Annotated in this window: 12 protein-coding genes; 8 read left to right on the top strand and 4 right to left on the bottom strand. The window is 57.0% G+C overall.

Annotated elements, in window-relative coordinates; all coding sequences use genetic code 11:
• Positions 1 to 99: 99 nt before the first annotated feature.
• Positions 100 to 510 carry a hypothetical protein gene (locus DSCA_RS06280; protein ID WP_155315615.1) on the top strand — a complete coding sequence of 137 codons (411 nt, stop codon included), beginning with the start codon at positions 100 to 102 and terminating at the stop codon, positions 508 to 510.
• Positions 511 to 612: 102 nt separating this feature from the next.
• On the opposite strand, the gene DSCA_RS06275 is transcribed toward DSCA_RS06280, so the two are convergent.
• Positions 613 to 1,500, bottom strand: coding sequence for an NUDIX hydrolase (locus DSCA_RS06275; RefSeq protein WP_155315614.1), 888 nt, complete (start codon positions 1,498 to 1,500; stop codon positions 613 to 615).
• Between the two features lie 74 nt (positions 1,501 to 1,574).
• The gene (locus DSCA_RS06270; RefSeq protein WP_155315613.1) at positions 1,575 to 3,650 is read right to left on the bottom strand and encodes a PAS domain S-box protein; all 2,076 of its coding nucleotides are present in this window, start codon (positions 3,648 to 3,650) and stop codon (positions 1,575 to 1,577) included.
• Positions 3,651 to 4,066: 416 nt separating this feature from the next.
• Here DSCA_RS06270 and fusA point away from each other — a divergent pair, with 416 nt between their 5' ends.
• Both fusA and DSCA_RS06260 read left to right on the top strand, forming a co-directional pair.
• The gene (fusA, locus tag DSCA_RS06265; RefSeq protein ID WP_155315612.1) at positions 4,067 to 6,154 is read left to right on the top strand and encodes an elongation factor G; all 2,088 of its coding nucleotides are present in this window, start codon (positions 4,067 to 4,069) and stop codon (positions 6,152 to 6,154) included.
• 230 nt (positions 6,155 to 6,384) lie between these two features.
• Positions 6,385 to 7,086, top strand: coding sequence for an AAA family ATPase (locus DSCA_RS06260; RefSeq protein WP_155315611.1), 702 nt, complete (start codon positions 6,385 to 6,387; stop codon positions 7,084 to 7,086).
• Positions 7,087 to 7,385: 299 nt separating this feature from the next.
• Here the strand turns inward: DSCA_RS06260 and DSCA_RS06255 are convergent, their stop codons facing one another.
• Both DSCA_RS06255 and DSCA_RS06250 read right to left on the bottom strand, forming a co-directional pair.
• Positions 7,386 to 8,636 (bottom strand): M48 family metallopeptidase, encoded by a 1,251-nt coding sequence (locus DSCA_RS06255; RefSeq protein WP_155315610.1) that lies wholly within the window; start codon positions 8,634 to 8,636, stop codon positions 7,386 to 7,388.
• A 196-nt stretch (positions 8,637 to 8,832) separates the two neighbouring features.
• Positions 8,833 to 11,097, bottom strand: coding sequence for an alpha/beta fold hydrolase (locus DSCA_RS06250; protein ID WP_155315609.1), 2,265 nt, complete (start codon positions 11,095 to 11,097; stop codon positions 8,833 to 8,835).
• Between the two features lie 373 nt (positions 11,098 to 11,470).
• Here DSCA_RS06250 and DSCA_RS06245 point away from each other — a divergent pair, with 373 nt between their 5' ends.
• The 5 genes from DSCA_RS06245 (at position 11,471) to DSCA_RS06225 (ending at position 16,358) form a co-directional block, all read left to right on the top strand.
• On the top strand, positions 11,471 to 11,899 hold the full coding sequence (locus tag DSCA_RS06245) for an NIL domain-containing protein (RefSeq protein WP_155315608.1): 429 nt from the start codon (positions 11,471 to 11,473) through the stop codon (positions 11,897 to 11,899).
• Complete coding sequence (gene mnmA, locus DSCA_RS06240; protein WP_155315607.1) at positions 11,896 to 12,939, top strand: tRNA 2-thiouridine(34) synthase MnmA; 1,044 nt, start codon at positions 11,896 to 11,898, stop codon at positions 12,937 to 12,939. The genes DSCA_RS06245 and mnmA overlap by 4 nt, the downstream gene beginning before the upstream one ends.
• A 163-nt stretch (positions 12,940 to 13,102) precedes the next feature.
• Positions 13,103 to 14,446 (top strand): tRNA (N(6)-L-threonylcarbamoyladenosine(37)-C(2))-methylthiotransferase MtaB, encoded by a 1,344-nt coding sequence (gene mtaB, locus DSCA_RS06235; RefSeq protein ID WP_155315606.1) that lies wholly within the window; start codon positions 13,103 to 13,105, stop codon positions 14,444 to 14,446.
• A 101-nt stretch (positions 14,447 to 14,547) separates the two neighbouring features.
• The gene (locus DSCA_RS06230; RefSeq protein WP_167527634.1) at positions 14,548 to 15,864 is read left to right on the top strand and encodes an MFS transporter; all 1,317 of its coding nucleotides are present in this window, start codon (positions 14,548 to 14,550) and stop codon (positions 15,862 to 15,864) included.
• Positions 15,865 to 16,022: 158 nt separating this feature from the next.
• Positions 16,023 to 16,358, top strand: a complete 336-nt coding sequence (locus DSCA_RS06225) for an endonuclease domain-containing protein (protein ID WP_155315604.1) — start codon at positions 16,023 to 16,025, stop codon at positions 16,356 to 16,358.
• Positions 16,359 to 16,724 lie beyond the last annotated feature (366 nt).

Below are 16,724 nucleotides of genomic sequence, written 5' to 3'. Positions count from 1 at the left end.
TGGTTCAGATTTTTCTTGAAAAAGATGGCTCAGGGGCATACCTTGATTTGTTCCTCTCTGGAAAGAGGAACAAATTTTGTTGTGAAAGGTGGTTGCTCCGTGAATAATTTCGATGAACACAAATGGCCGGCGGTGGTTTTCTTCCTGACCTGCGGCCTCTTTTTTTTCGGATGTGTCTGGTACCTGTGGGCCGGGGCATTGGACCCGGACTATTACTGGCAGTCATCCCCCGGTGCGACCGCTGAGTTCCCGGATCGGGTGCTGGAAAAAAACGGTCGCGTCATCATTGCCAAAAATCATGGCGCCCGGGCAGGCAACGCCCGCATCGTCTACCGTGGCAGCCACAGCGGCACCCTTCACATGGATCTGTTCATCCTCGAACTGGACCCGCATTACGGCTACCCCCACCAGATCGAGGAGCGACAGGCCCGCAAGGGCTTTCGCTTGGGTGATGACGACTTCCAGGTAACTGCCGCCAGTGATGGAAAAATCAGCCTGAAGCGCCTTTGAACAACACCACCAATTTTGAATGATGAATTTTGAGTTTTAAATTTTTGATCGCCCGGACGACCTTAATTCAAAATTCAAAATTTTCAATTCAAACATAACCCGTCAGCCTTCCCCCCTGCATCTCACCGGCAGCGAGCGACCCCGGTGGTGCCATAGCCGTGAAAATGGCGCTCCCACCGGCAGGACATCCGTTTCCAGGCGATCAACGTTTACGGACACGGTTTCCCGGCCGTACTCCGGGTCCCAGGGTTCGAGAATCAGGGCGCTGTCCTCCAGCAGCCACAAGCGGGGCGTGATCGGCACCGGCCATGATCGGCTGCGGGTTTCCGTCATCAACCCGTCCAGATCGCCGAAAGGCAGCATCTGGTGCAGGGTCACCAGTGTGGGGGGGCTCAGGGGCAGGCTGCCCCGCTGGTTTTCCGCCAGGGCTTTTCTCGGATTGATCCAGGTGCCGTGAACCGTTTCGTGGTTGTCCGGGCGGCATTGCTGACCCTTTTCAACCGGGGCCACGAAAAAAAAGGTGTCGAAGCGTTTTGGCATCAGTTCCGGGGTGACCCAGTGATGCCGGCAGCCTAATCTGGATACGGCCAGTCGAAGGCCGTTGGCCCTGATGATGCTGGAAAAGGGCCGGCCGCCGTTTTCTCTATCCCGGTCACAGGGACGATGGTTCATGGGGTCGGCCAGCAGCAGCCCGGCTTCCTCCCAGGTCTCCCTGATGGCCGTCACCGCGAAGGGGAGCATCTTTTCCACGCGGCCGTCCAGAATCCGGGCCAGTTGGTCTGCGTCAAGATCCACATGCTTTCGCCAGAAAGCCGTATCCCTGTCGTCGGCGTCCATGTTGCCGCCGGGAAAGACATAGACCCCCGGCATAAACCTGCTGGCTGCGCTGCGGCGCAGCAGATAGACTTCCAGGCCGGCATCCTGTTGCCGGGCCAGGATCAGGGTGGCCGACGGCGATGGCACTGCCGGGGGGTGGGGATGGACGGTCATGGTGGCGACGAGGCGAAATTTAGAATGATGAATTTCAAATTTTGAATCAACACGCCCAAAATCGGTTTTGCCGTTCAGACCGCCGGCTGGTGGTGGCCGTTGTCGATCACTTCACGGATGGCGTGGGACAGCTTTTCCATGCCAAAGGGCTTTTGAATGAATCCGTTGCATCCCCGTTCGATGATGACTGCGGCATCGCCCATGCTGTACCCGCTGGCCAGCAGCACCTTGATCGACGGCTTGACCACACGCAGCCGGTCAAAGACCTCTCCGCCGCCGATATCCGGCATGATCATGTCGAGGATCACCAGGTCGATCTGCTGGTGGGCTTCGGTGAACACGCGAACCGCATCCTCTCCGCAGCAGGCCTTGAGAACGGTGTAGCCCATTTTTTTGAGCATCTTTACCCCGACATCCAGGATATAGGGCTCGTCGTCCACCAGTAAAATGGTTTCCGGGCCTTTCAAGATACCCTCCGGCGGAGGCGCGGGTGCCTTGCTGGTTTCCCGGGAGACGGGCAGGTAGACGCTGAAGGTGGTGCCGCGGCCGGGATGGCTTTCAAAATCGACAATCCCGTCATGATTCTTGACGATGCCGAACACCGAGGCGAGGCCAAGGCCCGAGCCACAGCCAAACTCCTTGGTGGTGAAAAAGGGTTCGAATATCCGATGGGAAATGGCCGGGTCAATTCCTTTTCCCGTGTCGGTCACCGATACCCTTACATAATCGCCGTAATTGATTTCAAAGGGTTTGACGAATTTTTCGTCGATGGTGACATTCTGGGTCTCGAGATACAGGTCCCCTTTTTCGGACATGGCCTGCCAGGCGTTGAGGTAAAGGTTGATCAGCACCTGTTCGATCTGACCCCGGTCGGCGGAAACCATCCGGACATCGGTTTCATAGTTCTCATGGATGCGAATGGATTTGCGGGTCCTGCCGAAAAGGGATGCGGTTTTGGCGACCACAGTATTCAGGTTCACCGGCTTGACCACGTATTTGCCGCCGCGGGCAAATCCCAGCAGCTGGCGGGTCAGATTGGCGCCGCTGTCCACCAGTTGCTCGATGCTGCGGATGTTGTCGTACAGCGGATGCCAGCTGTTGACATCCAGATACATCAGGGAGATGTTCCCCTGGATTCCCATGAGCAGGTTGTTGAAGTCGTGGGCAATGCCGCCGGCCAGGGTGCCGATGGCCTCCATTTTCTGCGCCTGCTGGAGCTTGCTCTCCACATTTTTTTTTTCGGTGATATCGATGCTGACGCTCTGGTACTCCATGGGGTTGCCCATTTCGTCGAACAGGGCGCGGTCCGTCCACTGCCGCCACAGCGTCTCTCCGGTTTTTGTCCGGGTGCACTGTTCGTATGTGACCATGGGCCTTTGCGGGTGCAGCAGCTGCAGTCTTTTTTTCATCCGCTGACCTTCGGCATCGGAAAAAAACGTGAGGATATTGGTGGCCAGCAGGGCCTCGTCGGAAACCTGGAAGTGTTTCTTGAACCTGATGTTGGCAAATGTGAGGTTGCCGTCGGGCAGGTAACGGCACACCATCGCCGGCATGTCCCGGGAAACGGATCGGTATCGATCCTCACTTTCCCGAAGGGCTTTTTCCACCCGATTGCGTTCTTCTATCTCATTGCGCAGCTGATTGTTGGCCGACTCCAGCGCTTCCGTGCGCATTTGAACCCGCCTTTCGAGGCGGTCGTTGGCCCTTTTCATCCCGGCTTCGGCATGCTTCCGGGCCGTGATGTCGTGGGTAACCACGACGGCGTGGGTAATTTTGCCGCTGTCGTTCCGGTAAGGATTGTAGGTGACCTGAAAACAGCGCAGCTCCCTGCCGTCGAATTTGAACCAATCCTCGGAACTGGTCACATTGCCTGAAAAACAATTGTCGAGTTTGGGTTTGATGATCGATTCGAACTGCGTCTTTCCCCAGACGTCGGCAACGCATTTGCCGACGACATCTTCATGCCGCTGACCCCGGGCCCGGCAATAGGCCCGGTTGACGTTCTCGTACCGGTAGTTCCGATCGATCATGGTGAGCAGTTGATCGGCCGCATTGGCGATGAACTGGGTTTTTCGCCAGGATTCCTTTTCCTTCTCCAAAAGCCGCAGCTTTTCCCGTAGGGCCTTGTTTTCCGCCGCTAATTTGTCCATACCGAGACTGTTGACATTGTTTTTGATGGGTATTGAAAACTCTGCGGTTCTTTTTAACTTATATAAGACACAGACTATCCATAGACAGGTTTTACCTTGTTCGTCAACACGTGGTTGCCGTCGCTGTCAGCGATGAACGGATTTACGGCAATTCAGCCGTTTGGGCTGCATCGCCGACCCGGAAACAACCGATCGTGTCGAGACGTCGAATGTGAGAAACCGGTTAGGACGAATAATTTTTATTGACATCCCTTGAAACAACACTATATTAGCGCACCAGCAAGCTGATCGGTAGTTGAAGGTCCCCCATCTGGTGCGGTCATTGCCAAATGCGGGATCTTTTTTTTATTTCACCTTATTCATAACGTTGGAGCGCTTCATCCGGTCGCGCACTGCGCTCACAATCAGAGGACATCATGGCAACACGTATCGACAAAATCAGAAACATCGGCATCAGCGCCCATATCGATTCAGGAAAAACCACCCTTACCGAGCGGATCCTGTTCTATACCGAGCGGATCCACGCCATCCATGACGTCAAGGGAAAAGACGGGGTGGGGGCGACCATGGACTCCATGGAACTCGAGAAAGAGCGCGGCATCACCATTGCCTCCGCCGCCACCTACTGCGAGTGGAAAAAACATGAGATCAATATCATCGATACGCCGGGCCATGTGGATTTTACCATCGAGGTGGAACGCAGCCTGCGCGTACTGGATGGCGCCATTCTCGTTCTCTGCTCGGTGGGCGGCGTACAAAGCCAGTCCATCACCGTCGATCAGCAGATGAAGCGCTACAAGGTCCCCTGCATCGCCTTCATCAACAAGTGCGACCGCAGCGGCGCCAATCCGTTTCGCGTAGTCGGGCAGCTCAAGGAAAAGCTGGGTCACAATGCGGTGGCCATGCAGATCCCCATCGGGCTCGAAGCCGATCATGACGGTGTCGTCGACCTGGTGACCATGAAGGCCCTTTACTTTGACGGCGACAACGGCCAGACGATCCGGACGGAGGAAATCCCGGAAGCGCTGGCGGCGCTGGCCGCGGAAAAACGGGAAGCCCTCATCGACGCCGCCTCCCTGTTCTCCGACGAACTGACCGAAGCGGTCCTCGAAGAGGCGCCGGTTTCTGAAGAAATGCTCCTCGACGCGGTGCGAAAAGGGACGCTGGAGCGACAGATCACGCCTGTTTTCATGGGGTCCGCCTACAAGAACAAGGCGGTTCAGCCGCTGCTGGATGCGGTCACCCAATTGCTGCCCTGCCCGGCGGATGTGAGCAACCAGGCGCTGGATCTGGATCATGACGAGGACGCCATCACGCTGACGTCCGACTCCGGCAAGCCGACCGTGGCGCTGGCCTTCAAGCTGGAAGACGGTCAATACGGCCAGCTCACCTATATCCGTGTCTACCAGGGCCGGTTGGCCAAGGGTGATACGGTGGTGAATGTGCGCACCGGCAGAAAGGTCAAGATCGGCCGCCTGGTGCGCATGCATGCCAACCAGATGGAAGACATCACCGAAATTTCCGCCGGTTATATCGGTGCCCTGTTCGGCGTGGACTGTGCCTCGGGCGACACCTTCACCGATCCCGGCGTCAACCTGACCATGACCTCCATGTACGTGCCGGAGCCGGTGATTTCCCTGGCGATCGTCCCCAAGGACAACAAGGCGGAAATCAACATGTCCAAGGCCCTGAACCGTTTTTCCAAGGAGGATCCCACCTTCCAGACCTATGTGAGCGAAGAGACCGGGGATACGATCATATCCGGCATGGGTGAGCTTCACCTGGAAGTGTATATCGAACGCATGCGCCGGGAGTACAAAGCCGAAGTCACCACCGGTGCGCCCCGGGTCGCCTATCGGGAAACCATTACCCGCCGGGCCGAATTCAACTACACCCACAAGAAGCAGACCGGCGGTTCGGGCCAGTTCGGCCGGGTGGCCGGGTACATGGAGCCGGTTGAGGGCGAGGATTTTGTTTTTGAAAACAAGGTGACCGGCGGTTCCATCCCGACGCCGTATATCCCGGCTTGTGAGAAGGGTTTTAAAAACTGCCTGGCCAAGGGGCCCAAGATGGAGTTTCCGGTCACCGGGGTCAAGGTGGTGATCGACGACGGCGCCGCCCACAGCGTGGACTCGTCGGACATGGCCTTCCAGGCCGCCGCCCGGGGTGCTTTCCTGGAGGGGTACATGAAGGCCGCGCCGGTCATACACGAGCCGATCATGAAGGTGGCCGTGGAGACGCCCACCGAATTCCAGGGCGGCGTCATGGGGTCGCTGAACCAGCGCCGCGGCATGATCGTCGGCTCCCAGGAAGAGGGGCCCATGTGCGTCATCGAATCCCAGGTCCCCCTGGCCGAGATGTTCGGGTACTCGACGGTGCTGCGCTCCCTGACCCAGGGGAAAGCCCAGTTCACCATGGAATTTGCCACCTACCGTCAGGTTCCCCAGAGCATTTCGGAAGAGATCGCCAAGAAGCGTCAGGAAGAGAAAAAGAACGTCGCCTGATCACGAAATTCCTGCATCACCTTTTTCGATGAAGGAGTGAAATGGATTCGGTGAGTCGCACAGAAGATACGGACGAGTGGAGAATTGCCCGCAGACGGGCACGTTTGCAACCATACGCATTCCCGGCCTTATCCGCCCAAAAGGGGCCTCTTTTTAAAGAGCACCCAGCAACAACGACTCAGGGGCGCACCAGGGCAAGGGTCATCAATTTGAAAGAGAGGAACCTGGATATGCTCAAAAACGACCTGATCCTCAGAAACCCGCTGAGGCTGATGGGCCACGAAAACGAAGCCATTGTCCCCCAGGGCGGTTTCGGGGCCGTGCTGGCCCGTGCCGGTGTGGGTAAGACCGCCCTGATCGTTCAGGTGGCCCTCAACACCATGCTGCAGCAGAAAAATGTCCTCCATGTGAGCCTGAACGATCCGGTGGACAAGGTGAACCTGTGGTACCAGGAGGTGCTCAACAGCCTGGCCCATCAGTACCATGTGCGGCAGATCAAGGAGTTGTGGGAATCCATCCAGATGAACCGGTTCATCATGACCTTCAAGGTGGAAGGCTTCAGTGTGCCCAAACTGGAAGAGCGGGTCAAGGATCTGACGGAACAGCAGATCTTCAACCCCCATATGGTGATCATCGACGGACTGCCCTTTGATGAAAGCCTGAGAACGCCGCTGGAGACCCTGAAAACCTTTTCCGAGAACCACCGCCTTCACCTGTGGTTTACGGTGACGACCCACCGGCATGAAGCACCCGGTGAAGACGGCATGCCGGTTCAGCTGGCCGGGGTTGCCGACCTGTTCGACGCCGCCATCCAGCTTCAGCCCGAAGGAAAAAAGATTCACATCCGCTGCCTGAAGGGCGGCCCCGGGGATGCGGAAACCAGGGATCAGCTGCTTGACCCGTCTACCATGCTGATTCAGGATCACAGATAGATCCTTTCAAGATAAAAATCAAAAACCGGCTTGGTGCCCTTGGCATCGAACCGGTTTTTTATTTGTGGTGGAGGCTGGATAGATGGAATTTTGAATTGATAATTTTGAATTTTGAATTAAGGTTTTAAAATCGATCTGAAAACAATTAAAAATTTAAAACTGAGAATTAAAAATTTGCCCTCAATTTTTGTATTCAGGCGGCTTGGATGAAATTTTGAATTAAGGTTTCAAAATCGATCTGAAAACAATTAAAAATTCAAAATTAAGAATTCAAAATTTGTTCTCAATCCCCCAATCCCTCAATTCCCGTCCTCCGACTTTCCGCCCTCCAGTGCCGCGATCCGATCGAGCACCGGTGGATGGGAGTAATTCAAAAAGACATGCAGCGGGTGGGGCGTCAGGTTGGACAGGTTGTGAACGCTGAGCTTCTTCAGGGCTTCCACCATGGAGCGGGAGCCTCCGGTGGTGGTGGCCGCAAAATGGTCTGCCGCAAACTCATGCCGGCGGGAAATATGCTGGACGAGCAGACCCAGGAAGAAATCCACGGGTGCGTAAAGCAGGCCGAAGAAAACCAGCCCGGCATGGATCGATGGGTGCGTGACGAAAAACGCCTCGAACAGCGCCGGCGTGCCGATTATCAGAGACATGAAATAAAGCAGTACACCGGTTTGCAGGATACCCGCCGCCATCATTTTCCAAATGTGTCGCATCTGGTAATGGCCCATTTCATGGGCCAGCACGGCCACCAGTTCGTCGGTGGTATGCCGGGCAATCAGGGTGTCGAAAAGCACGATGCGGCGATGGCGGCCAAATCCCGTGAAGAATGCGTTGGATTTGGAGGAGCGCCTGGAGCCGTCCATGACCTGGATGTTGTTCAGGGAAAAACCGATGGAGCGGGCGTATGCCATAATGGCCGCCTTGAGTTCACCGTCGGTCAACGGCTCGAAGCGGTTGAAAAGGGGCATGATCCAGGTGGGCGCGACAAACTGGACCACGATCATGAAGGCGGTGACCAGCCCCCAGCACCATATCCAGGCGGTGGTTCCGGTGTGATGGAAAAAAGCCAGGACCCCTGACAGCAGAGGCACACCCAGCAGGATGATCAGAAAAAGGCCCTTCAACCGGTCTTTCACCCAGGTGGTGATGGTGGTTGTATTGAATCCGAAACGCTGTTCGATGACGAAGGTGGCATAAAGACGGAAGGGCTGGTCCACGAGGGTTTTCAGCCCGGATAAAAGGCCGATGTAGGCCAGTCCGGTGGCCAGTGGCCCCCATCCGAGTGACCGGGTCCAGTCGTCCACGATGGCAAAACCGCCGCCAAACCAGAAGGCCAGCAGCACCAGGAGATCAACGGCAGCGGTCGTCTGCCCGAAACGGGTATTGGCGCGCAGGTAGGCCTGGGACTGCCGGTATGTCTGCGGATCGAAGCGGCCTTCGAACGGCAGCGGTATCCGATCAGAAATCGCGCCGAGGTTCAGCCGATCGGCCAGCAGGTGGAGCAGAAAATCGGCCGACAGAAAAAAAAGTATGGTCCAGGCAATCCAGTTCATGTCTCAGCTCTTAGCTCATGGGTGATAGCCCATAGGAAAACCGATAACATCCATTTCGGGCTGTTCTGCAAGTGATGCCTTAAAATTCAGAAGTCAGGAGTCAGAAAACAGAAGTCAGGGGTCAGAATCCAGAATCCAGAAGAAGGATTCACCTTTGGCTCAGGCTTTCTTTTAAATTGGTTTGAGCGCAGCGACGTCATTGACCTTCTGGCTCTTGGCTTCTGACTCCTGACTTCTCGTTCAATTGCTTTCCTCTACCATCATTTCCCTGTTTTTCGTTATCCGTTGGGGCCGGCGACCGGGAGTTTTCTCGAATATGCTCACAGAAGTCGCCGATGGTCCGGTATACCCGGTCGGCGCCTTCGCCCAGCAGGATGCCGTGGCGCTGAAAATTGAACAGCACCATCTGTTTGTCCGTCGACCCCAGCAGGCTGAAGATCTTCTCGGTTCCCTTGGGATTGACCACCGGGTCCTCCCTGGACTGGACGACCAGGGCCGGCGCCGTAATCTGCGGCAGGCGCGGTTCCAGCGACGACATGAGCCGCTCCAGTTCCCGAACGCCGGAGATGGGGTTCTTTAAATAATTGATATGCGGATTCTCCGGATGGTTGTCCACAAACGTCTTTTGGGCCTCGTCGATGTTGAACCGTGCCATGAAACGGTTCCACGCATCCACGGCGGGAACGAATCGGGCGGCCAGGTCCTGAAGGCGCAGCGGTGTGGAGACGGCAAAAACGCCGTCCACCCCGGGCACCCGCTGGGCAAGGTCCAGGGCCAGGCCGGCGCCGGTGGAAAACCCCCCGGCGATCACTCGGCGGCACAGGTTGCTGACCACCGCATACCCGGCATCCATGGAATCGATCCAGTCCTGGAATGTGCAGCCGGCCAGGTCCTCCGGTGCGGTGCCGTGTCCCTTCAGGCGGGGTGCGTAAACCCAGAACCCCATTTTGCCTAAATACTCGGCCAGCCCCCGCACTTCTGCCGGGGCGGCCATGTAACCATGGGCCAGCACCACACCGACCCGGCGGCGGTCTCCCTTGATCAGGAAGGGGCGGCTCACATCCCGGGCTTTGGATGTTCCGGAGACGAAAAAGGTGTCAAAATCGCGATTGAAATCATCCAATGCACGTTTGATCAGCAACCGGGCGACCTTGCGCTTCAGCCAGAATCCGGGCAGCCAGCAAAGGCGGGAAATGCGGCGCTGAAGCCGGGTCAGCGGCTCCACTTCATTGGCGATTACCGCAATGGGGTTGTCGATCCGGGATCGATGAAAGTCGAATACCGTTGCCATGCGGGCCGCATCCTTTTCCAGAATCGCGCCATAGGATGCGACCACCTTTTTTTCTTCGGCAAAGTCCATGAATTCACTGAATTTGTGGAATCGGTCGTCGGTGAGCAGGTGCACCTGGTCCCTGTCCAAACTGTTATGGAAATAAACGTTTCCCGAACCTGCATCGCTCTGTGACGCCAGGAACACACGGCGTTTCAGATTGGCTTTCTTGATGCGGCTGACCGGTGTTTTTTTCAGGCAGGACGCAAAGAGGTGATCGTGGTTGACCGTGGTCAGCCGGTAGATCGCAGCCATGTAACGCCGCATGATTTTCAGGGCCTCCCGCCGCATGAACTTGCGCGAGGGGATCAGATCATCGAATCCGATGGGGGAGGATGAACGGATATCACTTTGGACGGTCTGGCAGGAAAGGCACCCGGTGACTTCGATGGGGTCGCCGAAGCGCATGTCGATGTCCACCCCGGACAGCAGCATGGCCCCTTCGGTCATGATCTCCTCGGCCACACGATCCGGCAGGTCTTCCACCATGTGGCCGGCCAGGCGGCTCAAGGCGTTGTCACGGGCACGTAGCGGGTAGTAGGTCAGGTTGACCGGCACGATGCAGGTGGGTTGCCGGCTGATGCTGTCCACGGAGGGCAGTTTGAACAGGCCGGCCAGTCGCCGGGCCTCCCCGGGGTTGCTGTGGGCCAGGCCTGCGATGCGCTGGCGGTAAAATTCCGTCCGCAGGGCCAGGGTGGCGGCCCCGGTGTGGGGCGGGTGTTTGCCGCCGGCGTAGGAGATCATGAAGCGGCCCTTCTCCATGATTTTTTTGTTTTTGACCATCCGGCCTTCGGGAAAAACGATCCAGCAGGCCTCGGCCGTGAGCAGGGTTTTGACCATCAACCGGTCACGGTCCGGTTGCTGGGTCGAAACAGCGCCCAGTTGTTCGAGGTACCGCCCGAATTTACCCACAAACAACTCTGCCGCAGCCAGGGCCCACACTGGTGTTCCGGTCAGCCGGTGCAGGTGGTAGGGCAACAGGAAGGTTTCGATCCGGGTGAAGTGGTTGACGACGAAAATGGTGGGGCCGTGCGGAATGTTCTCCATGCCGTGGATGTTCAGGCGTGCACGGGTCAGACCGGCGATGGTTTTTATGGCCAGTCCGGTGGTGCGGTATGCGAAGCGGTTCATTGACGGTTCCGAAAAAACCCGATATCTGCGTTATGCTTTATCCCACGTCACTGCGGAGTCCCTTAAGTCCACCTCATTTTTCGGGATGGAACATGAATGTTTGCCGCAAGGATGATGATCTATTATCGTGCGCTCGGCTAACCCGTCGTCTGCGACGGGAAACGCTTTCGCTGCCGCGGGCTGCAAGTCCTGATCACGGGCTTTTTACGAAACCGTCTGAAATACAGCCTTATGGGCGTTCATCAAGGTTGACTTCGTATCTTTAAAAAATTAGATTACACAGCCTGAGGGAAAAAGTAAATATTCTTGGTTGGAACACGCGTGAGCGCCCCTTATTTCAGTGGACCGCCACGCACATATACGGAGACGATCGGTGTATTCGAAAATACTCAAACTGCGGTTTCCCGTTACGGAAGTTCAGAAACCGCTGGTCTGCAGCCTGGCCCGGGAATACGATCTGATGTTCAACATCCTCAATGCCGGGATTCTTCCCCGCAAGGAGGGCTTCATGGTGCTGGAGGTCTCCGGCAGCAGGAAGAACTTCAAAGAGGGGGTCAACTACCTGAAGCGCCAGGGGGTGGACGTGCAGAACGCCTCCCGGGAAATCAAGCGAAACGAAAGTAAATGCACCCACTGCGGATCCTGTACCGCCGTGTGTCCCACCGGCGCCCTGTCCGTCAAACGACCGGAGATGGAAGTGGAATTCGACCAGCAGAAGTGCAGCGTCTGCGAATTGTGCGTCACCGCTTGCCCGCCCCGGGCCATGGAAGTGCGTCCCACCGATCAACTGTTTTTTGAATGACAGGGCCCGTTGCCATTGCCGTTTCCGGGGGCATCGATTCTCTGGTTTGCGCCGACCTGGTCCAACGGCAGGGGGTCGAAGTCTTCGGCATCCATTTCCTCACCGGTTTCGAAAAACCCGCCGGACCGGGATCCGAAGAGATCCAGGCGGTTTTCAGGCCGCTGGACATCCCGGTCGCCGTTATCGATCTGAAATCCCAGTTCAAAACAATGGTCGTTGATTATTTTGCTGCCGCCTATCAGGACGGAGAAACGCCTAATCCGTGCCTGGTGTGCAACCCTTTGATCAAATTTGGCGTTCTGCTGGAAAAGGCGCGTCAATTGGGTGCCTCGCATCTGGCCACCGGTCATTATGCGCGGGTGGACGCAGATCGGCAGGGACGGTATCGGCTGCGCCGGGGCATTGACGAAAGCAAGGACCAATCCTATTTTCTCTCCCGCCTGACGCAGGACCAGCTGGCCCGGGCCTGTTTTCCCTTGGGGACCTGGACCAAAGACCGGGTCAGGGCCCTGGCGGCCGAAAAAGGGCTGCAGCCGGTCTCCCGTAAAGAGAGCCAGGATGTCTGCTTCATCAAGGATGTCACCTATGCCGATTTTCTGATTCAGGCCGGCGGGGTTCGCCCGCAGGCGGGGGATATTGTGGACACGGCCGGTCACCGGATCGGAACCCACCACGGACTGCACCGCTATACCGTGGGCCAGCGTCGGGGCATCAACTGCCCGGCCAGCCAGGCCTGGTACGTGGTTCGAATCGACGCCCGGCAAAACCGCCTGGTGGTGGGAACCAGGGATGAACTGGCTACCAACAGCTGCCGGGTCAGGGATATCAACTGGATTGCCAGGGCACCCGAGGAGGCCTTCCGTGCCCATGTACGCATCCGATACCGTCACCGGGCCGTGGCCGCGGCCGTGTCGCCTGATGGACGGGATGGCGCCGTGGTTCGGTTCGATCAGCCCCAGGCGGCCGTGACACCGGGGCAGGGGGCTGTTTTTTACCGGGGGGATGAGGTGCTGGGTGGTGGGTGGATTGCCGCTGAATAGCGGTTTGGGCTGAAGATATATAATTTTGAATGTTGAATTATAAATTTTTAATTAAGGTACAGATATCGTTTAATAATTTAAAATTCAAAACTAAAAATTCAAAATTAGTTTGCTGATTTACGACTTCTGACCTGGTCCAAAATACCATGCTACATAATAAATTATGAAAAAAATCCTTATTCGAACCCTTGGCTGCAAGGTCAACCAGTGCGAGTCGGAGGCCATTCGCAACGCGTTGCTGGCGTCGGACCAGGGTTTCGCCTCCGGTGACGGCGGCCAGGCCGACGTGGTCATTGTCAATACCTGCACGGTGACACGAAAAGCCGCCATGCAGAGCCGCCAGGCGGTTCGTCAGGCCATCCGTGCCAATCCCGGGGCCCGCATCGTGGTCACCGGCTGCCATGCCCAGACTGCCCCGGCGGAGCTGGCCGCCATCGACGGCGTGGATCTGATTGTCGGCAATCGTGACAAGTGCGATATTCCCCGGCAGATTCTTTCCGGGTTGCCTGAACATCCGGTAAAGGCTGTGCCGGCCGTTTGTCCGGACATCGCCGGTGTCGATCAGTTCGACCTGTTGCCCGGAATCGCCCATGGCGGCCGTACCCGCCCGTTCCTCAAGATTCAGGACGGCTGCAACGCCTTTTGCACCTATTGCATCGTGCCCCATGCACGCGGAAGGAGCCGCAGCCTGCCCATGGACCGGGTCCTGGCGCAGATCGAACAACTGGGGCGGCTGGGGTACCGGGAGGTGGTGCTGACCGGCATCCATATCGGCTGCTACGGCCAGGATTTGAAACCGGCGGCCGGGTTGTATGATCTGCTGTGCCGAATCCGGGATGCCGGTGCCATCGACCGGGTTCGTGTCAGTTCCATCGAACCGGCGGAGCTGTCCGACGATATTATCGGTCTGGCAACAACGGAGGGTGATGTCCGCGGCCGGCTCTGTCCCCACTTTCATATCTCCCTTCAAAGCGGTGACGACGGCATTTTAAAACGGATGCACCGGCCCTATACCCGGGATTTTTTCAAGGACCTGGTCCTTTCCATCGTCGGCCGGGTGCCCGATGCCGCTATTGGGGTGGACACCCTCATCGGTTTCCCCGGCGAAACGGATGAGGCATTTGAAAACACCCTTGGCCTGATCCGCTCGCTGCCCGTAGCCTATCTGCACGTGTTTCCCTTTTCGGCACGGGAAGGGACCCCGGCATTCACCTTTAAAGACCAGATCCCCTCGCCGGTGATTAAAAAGCGGTGCGAAGCGATGCGGCGGCTGGGAGCGGACAAGCGCCGCCATTTTTACGGGCGCCATGTCGGCCGAACGGTATCGGTGCTGGTGGAAGAGGCCCGGGACAGGAATGATGGACGCCTGAAAGGTTTTTCGGAAAACTATATCCCCGTGCACATCGATGGACCGGATGAATTTTTCAATACCTTTCAGCAGGTGGCGATTGCGCGTATTTCAGCGGACGGGGTGCCGGAGGGGAGGGTAATTTTGAATGTTGAATGATTAATTTTGAATTTAGGAAGGGAAACCGCTCAACAATTAAAAATTCAAAACTAAAAATTCAGAATTATAACCAAGCCAACCCAACCAGCCCGACAAACTCAATGAACCCAGCAACCCCCCAAAACCCGCAGGACGCTGTGCCCCCCTCCATGGCCGCCGGCCTGTTTGTCTGGAGCTTTGGTGCGGTCTTCTATCTGCTGGGATTCTTTCACCGGGTGGCACCCGCGGTGATCGTCAGCGAGTTGATGCGCGACTTCCAGATCAGTGCCGCTGCGCTGGGCAACCTGTCTGCATTTTATTTCTACAGTTATGTGGCCATGCAGATTCCCACGGGCATCCTCGCGGACCGGTGGGGACCGCGCCGGCTGCTCACCCTGGGAAGCATGGTCGCCGCCGTGGGCGCCGTGATGTTTGCCATGGCGCCGGACATCGCCTGGGCGGCTGCCGGACGGCTGCTGATTGGCGGGTCGGTTGCCGTCGCCTTCGTCGGGATTCTCAAATTGGCCGGCAACTGGTTCCCGCCCCGCCGCTTTGCGCTGGTATCGGGGCTGGCGCTTTTTTTCGGCATTGTCGGGGCCGTATCCGCCGGACCGCCGCTGCGCTGCCTGGTGGACCTGTATGGCTGGCGCAGCGTCGTCCTCTTCTCTGCGGTCGCCACCCTGGTCGTCGGAACCGGTACCTGGATTTTTGTCAGGGACACGCCCCGGGAAAAGGGATATCGCGATCTGTCAACGGTCGGGGCGGTTTCGGCGTCACGGCCCGAAACCGGTATGGTCGGTGGGATCGCTCAGGTGCTTGCCTACCGCAACACCTGGCTGCTGTTCGTCATTCCGGGTGGGATTGTGGGGTGCGTACTCACCTTTTCCGGACTGTGGGGGGTGCCCTATCTGACTACGCTCCATGGGCTGTCGACCGCCACGGCTTCCACCCTGACGTCGGCCCTGCTGGTTGCCTGGGCGGTCGGCGGTCCTTTTTTCGGGTGGCTGTCCGATCGGATGGGCAACCGTAAAACGCTTTACCTGACCGGCTGCGGGGTTTCGGTGGCCGGCTGGGCAGTCATCCTTCTGGCAACCGACATCCCCCTGACGATGCTGATCCCGGTCATGCTGATCACCGGATTTTCATCGGGATGCATGATAATCAGCTTCGCTTTCGCAAAGGAATCGGTACCCGCCCATTTGTCGGGAACGGTAGCGGGCGTGATCAACATGGGGGTGATGACGGGGCCCATGGCCCTGCAGCCGGCTGTCGGGCTGGTGCTGGACCGGATGTGGTCGGGAACTTTAGCGGATGGTGTTCGCGTATACAGCGTCGCCGCCTACCACAGCGGTTTTTCATTGATGCTGGCCTGGATCGCGGTTTCATTCATTTTGCTCCTGTTCACGCGCGAAACCGGCTGCCGTCAGGTGGTCGAATGAGAAGCGTCGGTTGGTTGAATTGGTTGTGTTGGCTGGTCCGGTGGGTTGTTGAAGGGAGATTAAAACTGATGCCCTCGTAAAAATTGCGGGGATGCTGGTATCGCTCCCTCGCCCCTTGAGGGGAGAGGGCCGGGGTGAGGGGTGATATTAAAAAGGCAATGAACTCAACTAAAAACAACGCCAGACAACTTCGTAAAACACAAACGGACGCTGAACGCCGCCTGTGGCAGCTTCTGCGCAATCGGTCGCTCGCGGGCTGCAAGTTCCGGCGGCCGCACCCAGTCGGCCCCTATATCTGTGACTTTGTCTGTATTGATCGTCAACTTGTGATTGAAGTGGACGGCGGGCAGCATCGGTTGCAGGCTGAAAAAGATGAGGTTCGCACCGCTTATCTTGAATCCAAGGGGTACAGGGTCATGCGGTTCTGGAACCATGAAGTGCTGACGGAAACCGAGGCGATATTGAAACGGATTCTCAACATGATCGCCATCTGATTCCCCTCACCCTGTCCCTCTCCCCAAAGGGGCGAGGGAACGTTTTCAATCATCGTCTTCTGCCAGATTGACTTTATTGTGCCTGAAAAAGCGAACCCTTTTGACCAGGTCAAGGGCCGATGGCTGTGCCTGAAGGCATGGGAAAAGAAGAATCCAGGAGCCAGAATTCAGCATCCAGAAGAAGGATTCGCCATTGGCTCATTACTCCGTTTATGAAACTTCCTCTCTTTCAATTTGTCAGGTAAGGCGCTGCAGCGCAACCCGGTCTGCAATACGGATGTAAAATCAAACCGAAGAATATCCAATGTCGAATATCCAGGGAAGGTATTGTTTCACGATATCAATTATAAAGGACAGCATTCCTTC

The sequence above is a fragment of the Desulfosarcina alkanivorans genome (genome assembly GCF_009688945.1).
Taxonomy (GTDB): Bacteria; Desulfobacterota; Desulfobacteria; order Desulfobacterales; family Desulfosarcinaceae; genus Desulfosarcina; species Desulfosarcina alkanivorans.
Note: the sequence above shows the minus strand (reverse complement) of the source record. Positions and strands in the feature narration are given on the sequence as shown.

Excerpts from the sequence above, each read along its gene's own strand:
- DSCA_RS06260 (WP_155315611.1), top strand. The coding sequence starts at position 6,385 with ATGCTCAAAAACGACCTGATCCTCAGAAACCCGCTGAGGCTGATGGGC.
- DSCA_RS06275 (WP_155315614.1), bottom strand. The coding sequence starts at position 1,500 with ATGACCGTCCATCCCCACCCCCCGGCAGTGCCATCGCCGTCGGCCACC.
- DSCA_RS06230 (WP_167527634.1), top strand. The coding sequence starts at position 14,548 with ATGAACCCAGCAACCCCCCAAAACCCGCAGGACGCTGTGCCCCCCTCC.
- DSCA_RS06225 (WP_155315604.1), top strand. The coding sequence starts at position 16,023 with ATGAACTCAACTAAAAACAACGCCAGACAACTTCGTAAAACACAAACG.
- mtaB (WP_155315606.1), top strand. The coding sequence starts at position 13,103 with ATGAAAAAAATCCTTATTCGAACCCTTGGCTGCAAGGTCAACCAGTGC.
- mnmA (WP_155315607.1), top strand. The coding sequence starts at position 11,896 with ATGACAGGGCCCGTTGCCATTGCCGTTTCCGGGGGCATCGATTCTCTG.
- fusA (WP_155315612.1), top strand. The coding sequence starts at position 4,067 with ATGGCAACACGTATCGACAAAATCAGAAACATCGGCATCAGCGCCCAT.
- DSCA_RS06250 (WP_155315609.1), bottom strand. The coding sequence starts at position 11,097 with ATGAACCGCTTCGCATACCGCACCACCGGACTGGCCATAAAAACCATC.
- DSCA_RS06270 (WP_155315613.1), bottom strand. The coding sequence starts at position 3,650 with ATGGACAAATTAGCGGCGGAAAACAAGGCCCTACGGGAAAAGCTGCGG.
- DSCA_RS06255 (WP_155315610.1), bottom strand. The coding sequence starts at position 8,636 with ATGAACTGGATTGCCTGGACCATACTTTTTTTTCTGTCGGCCGATTTT.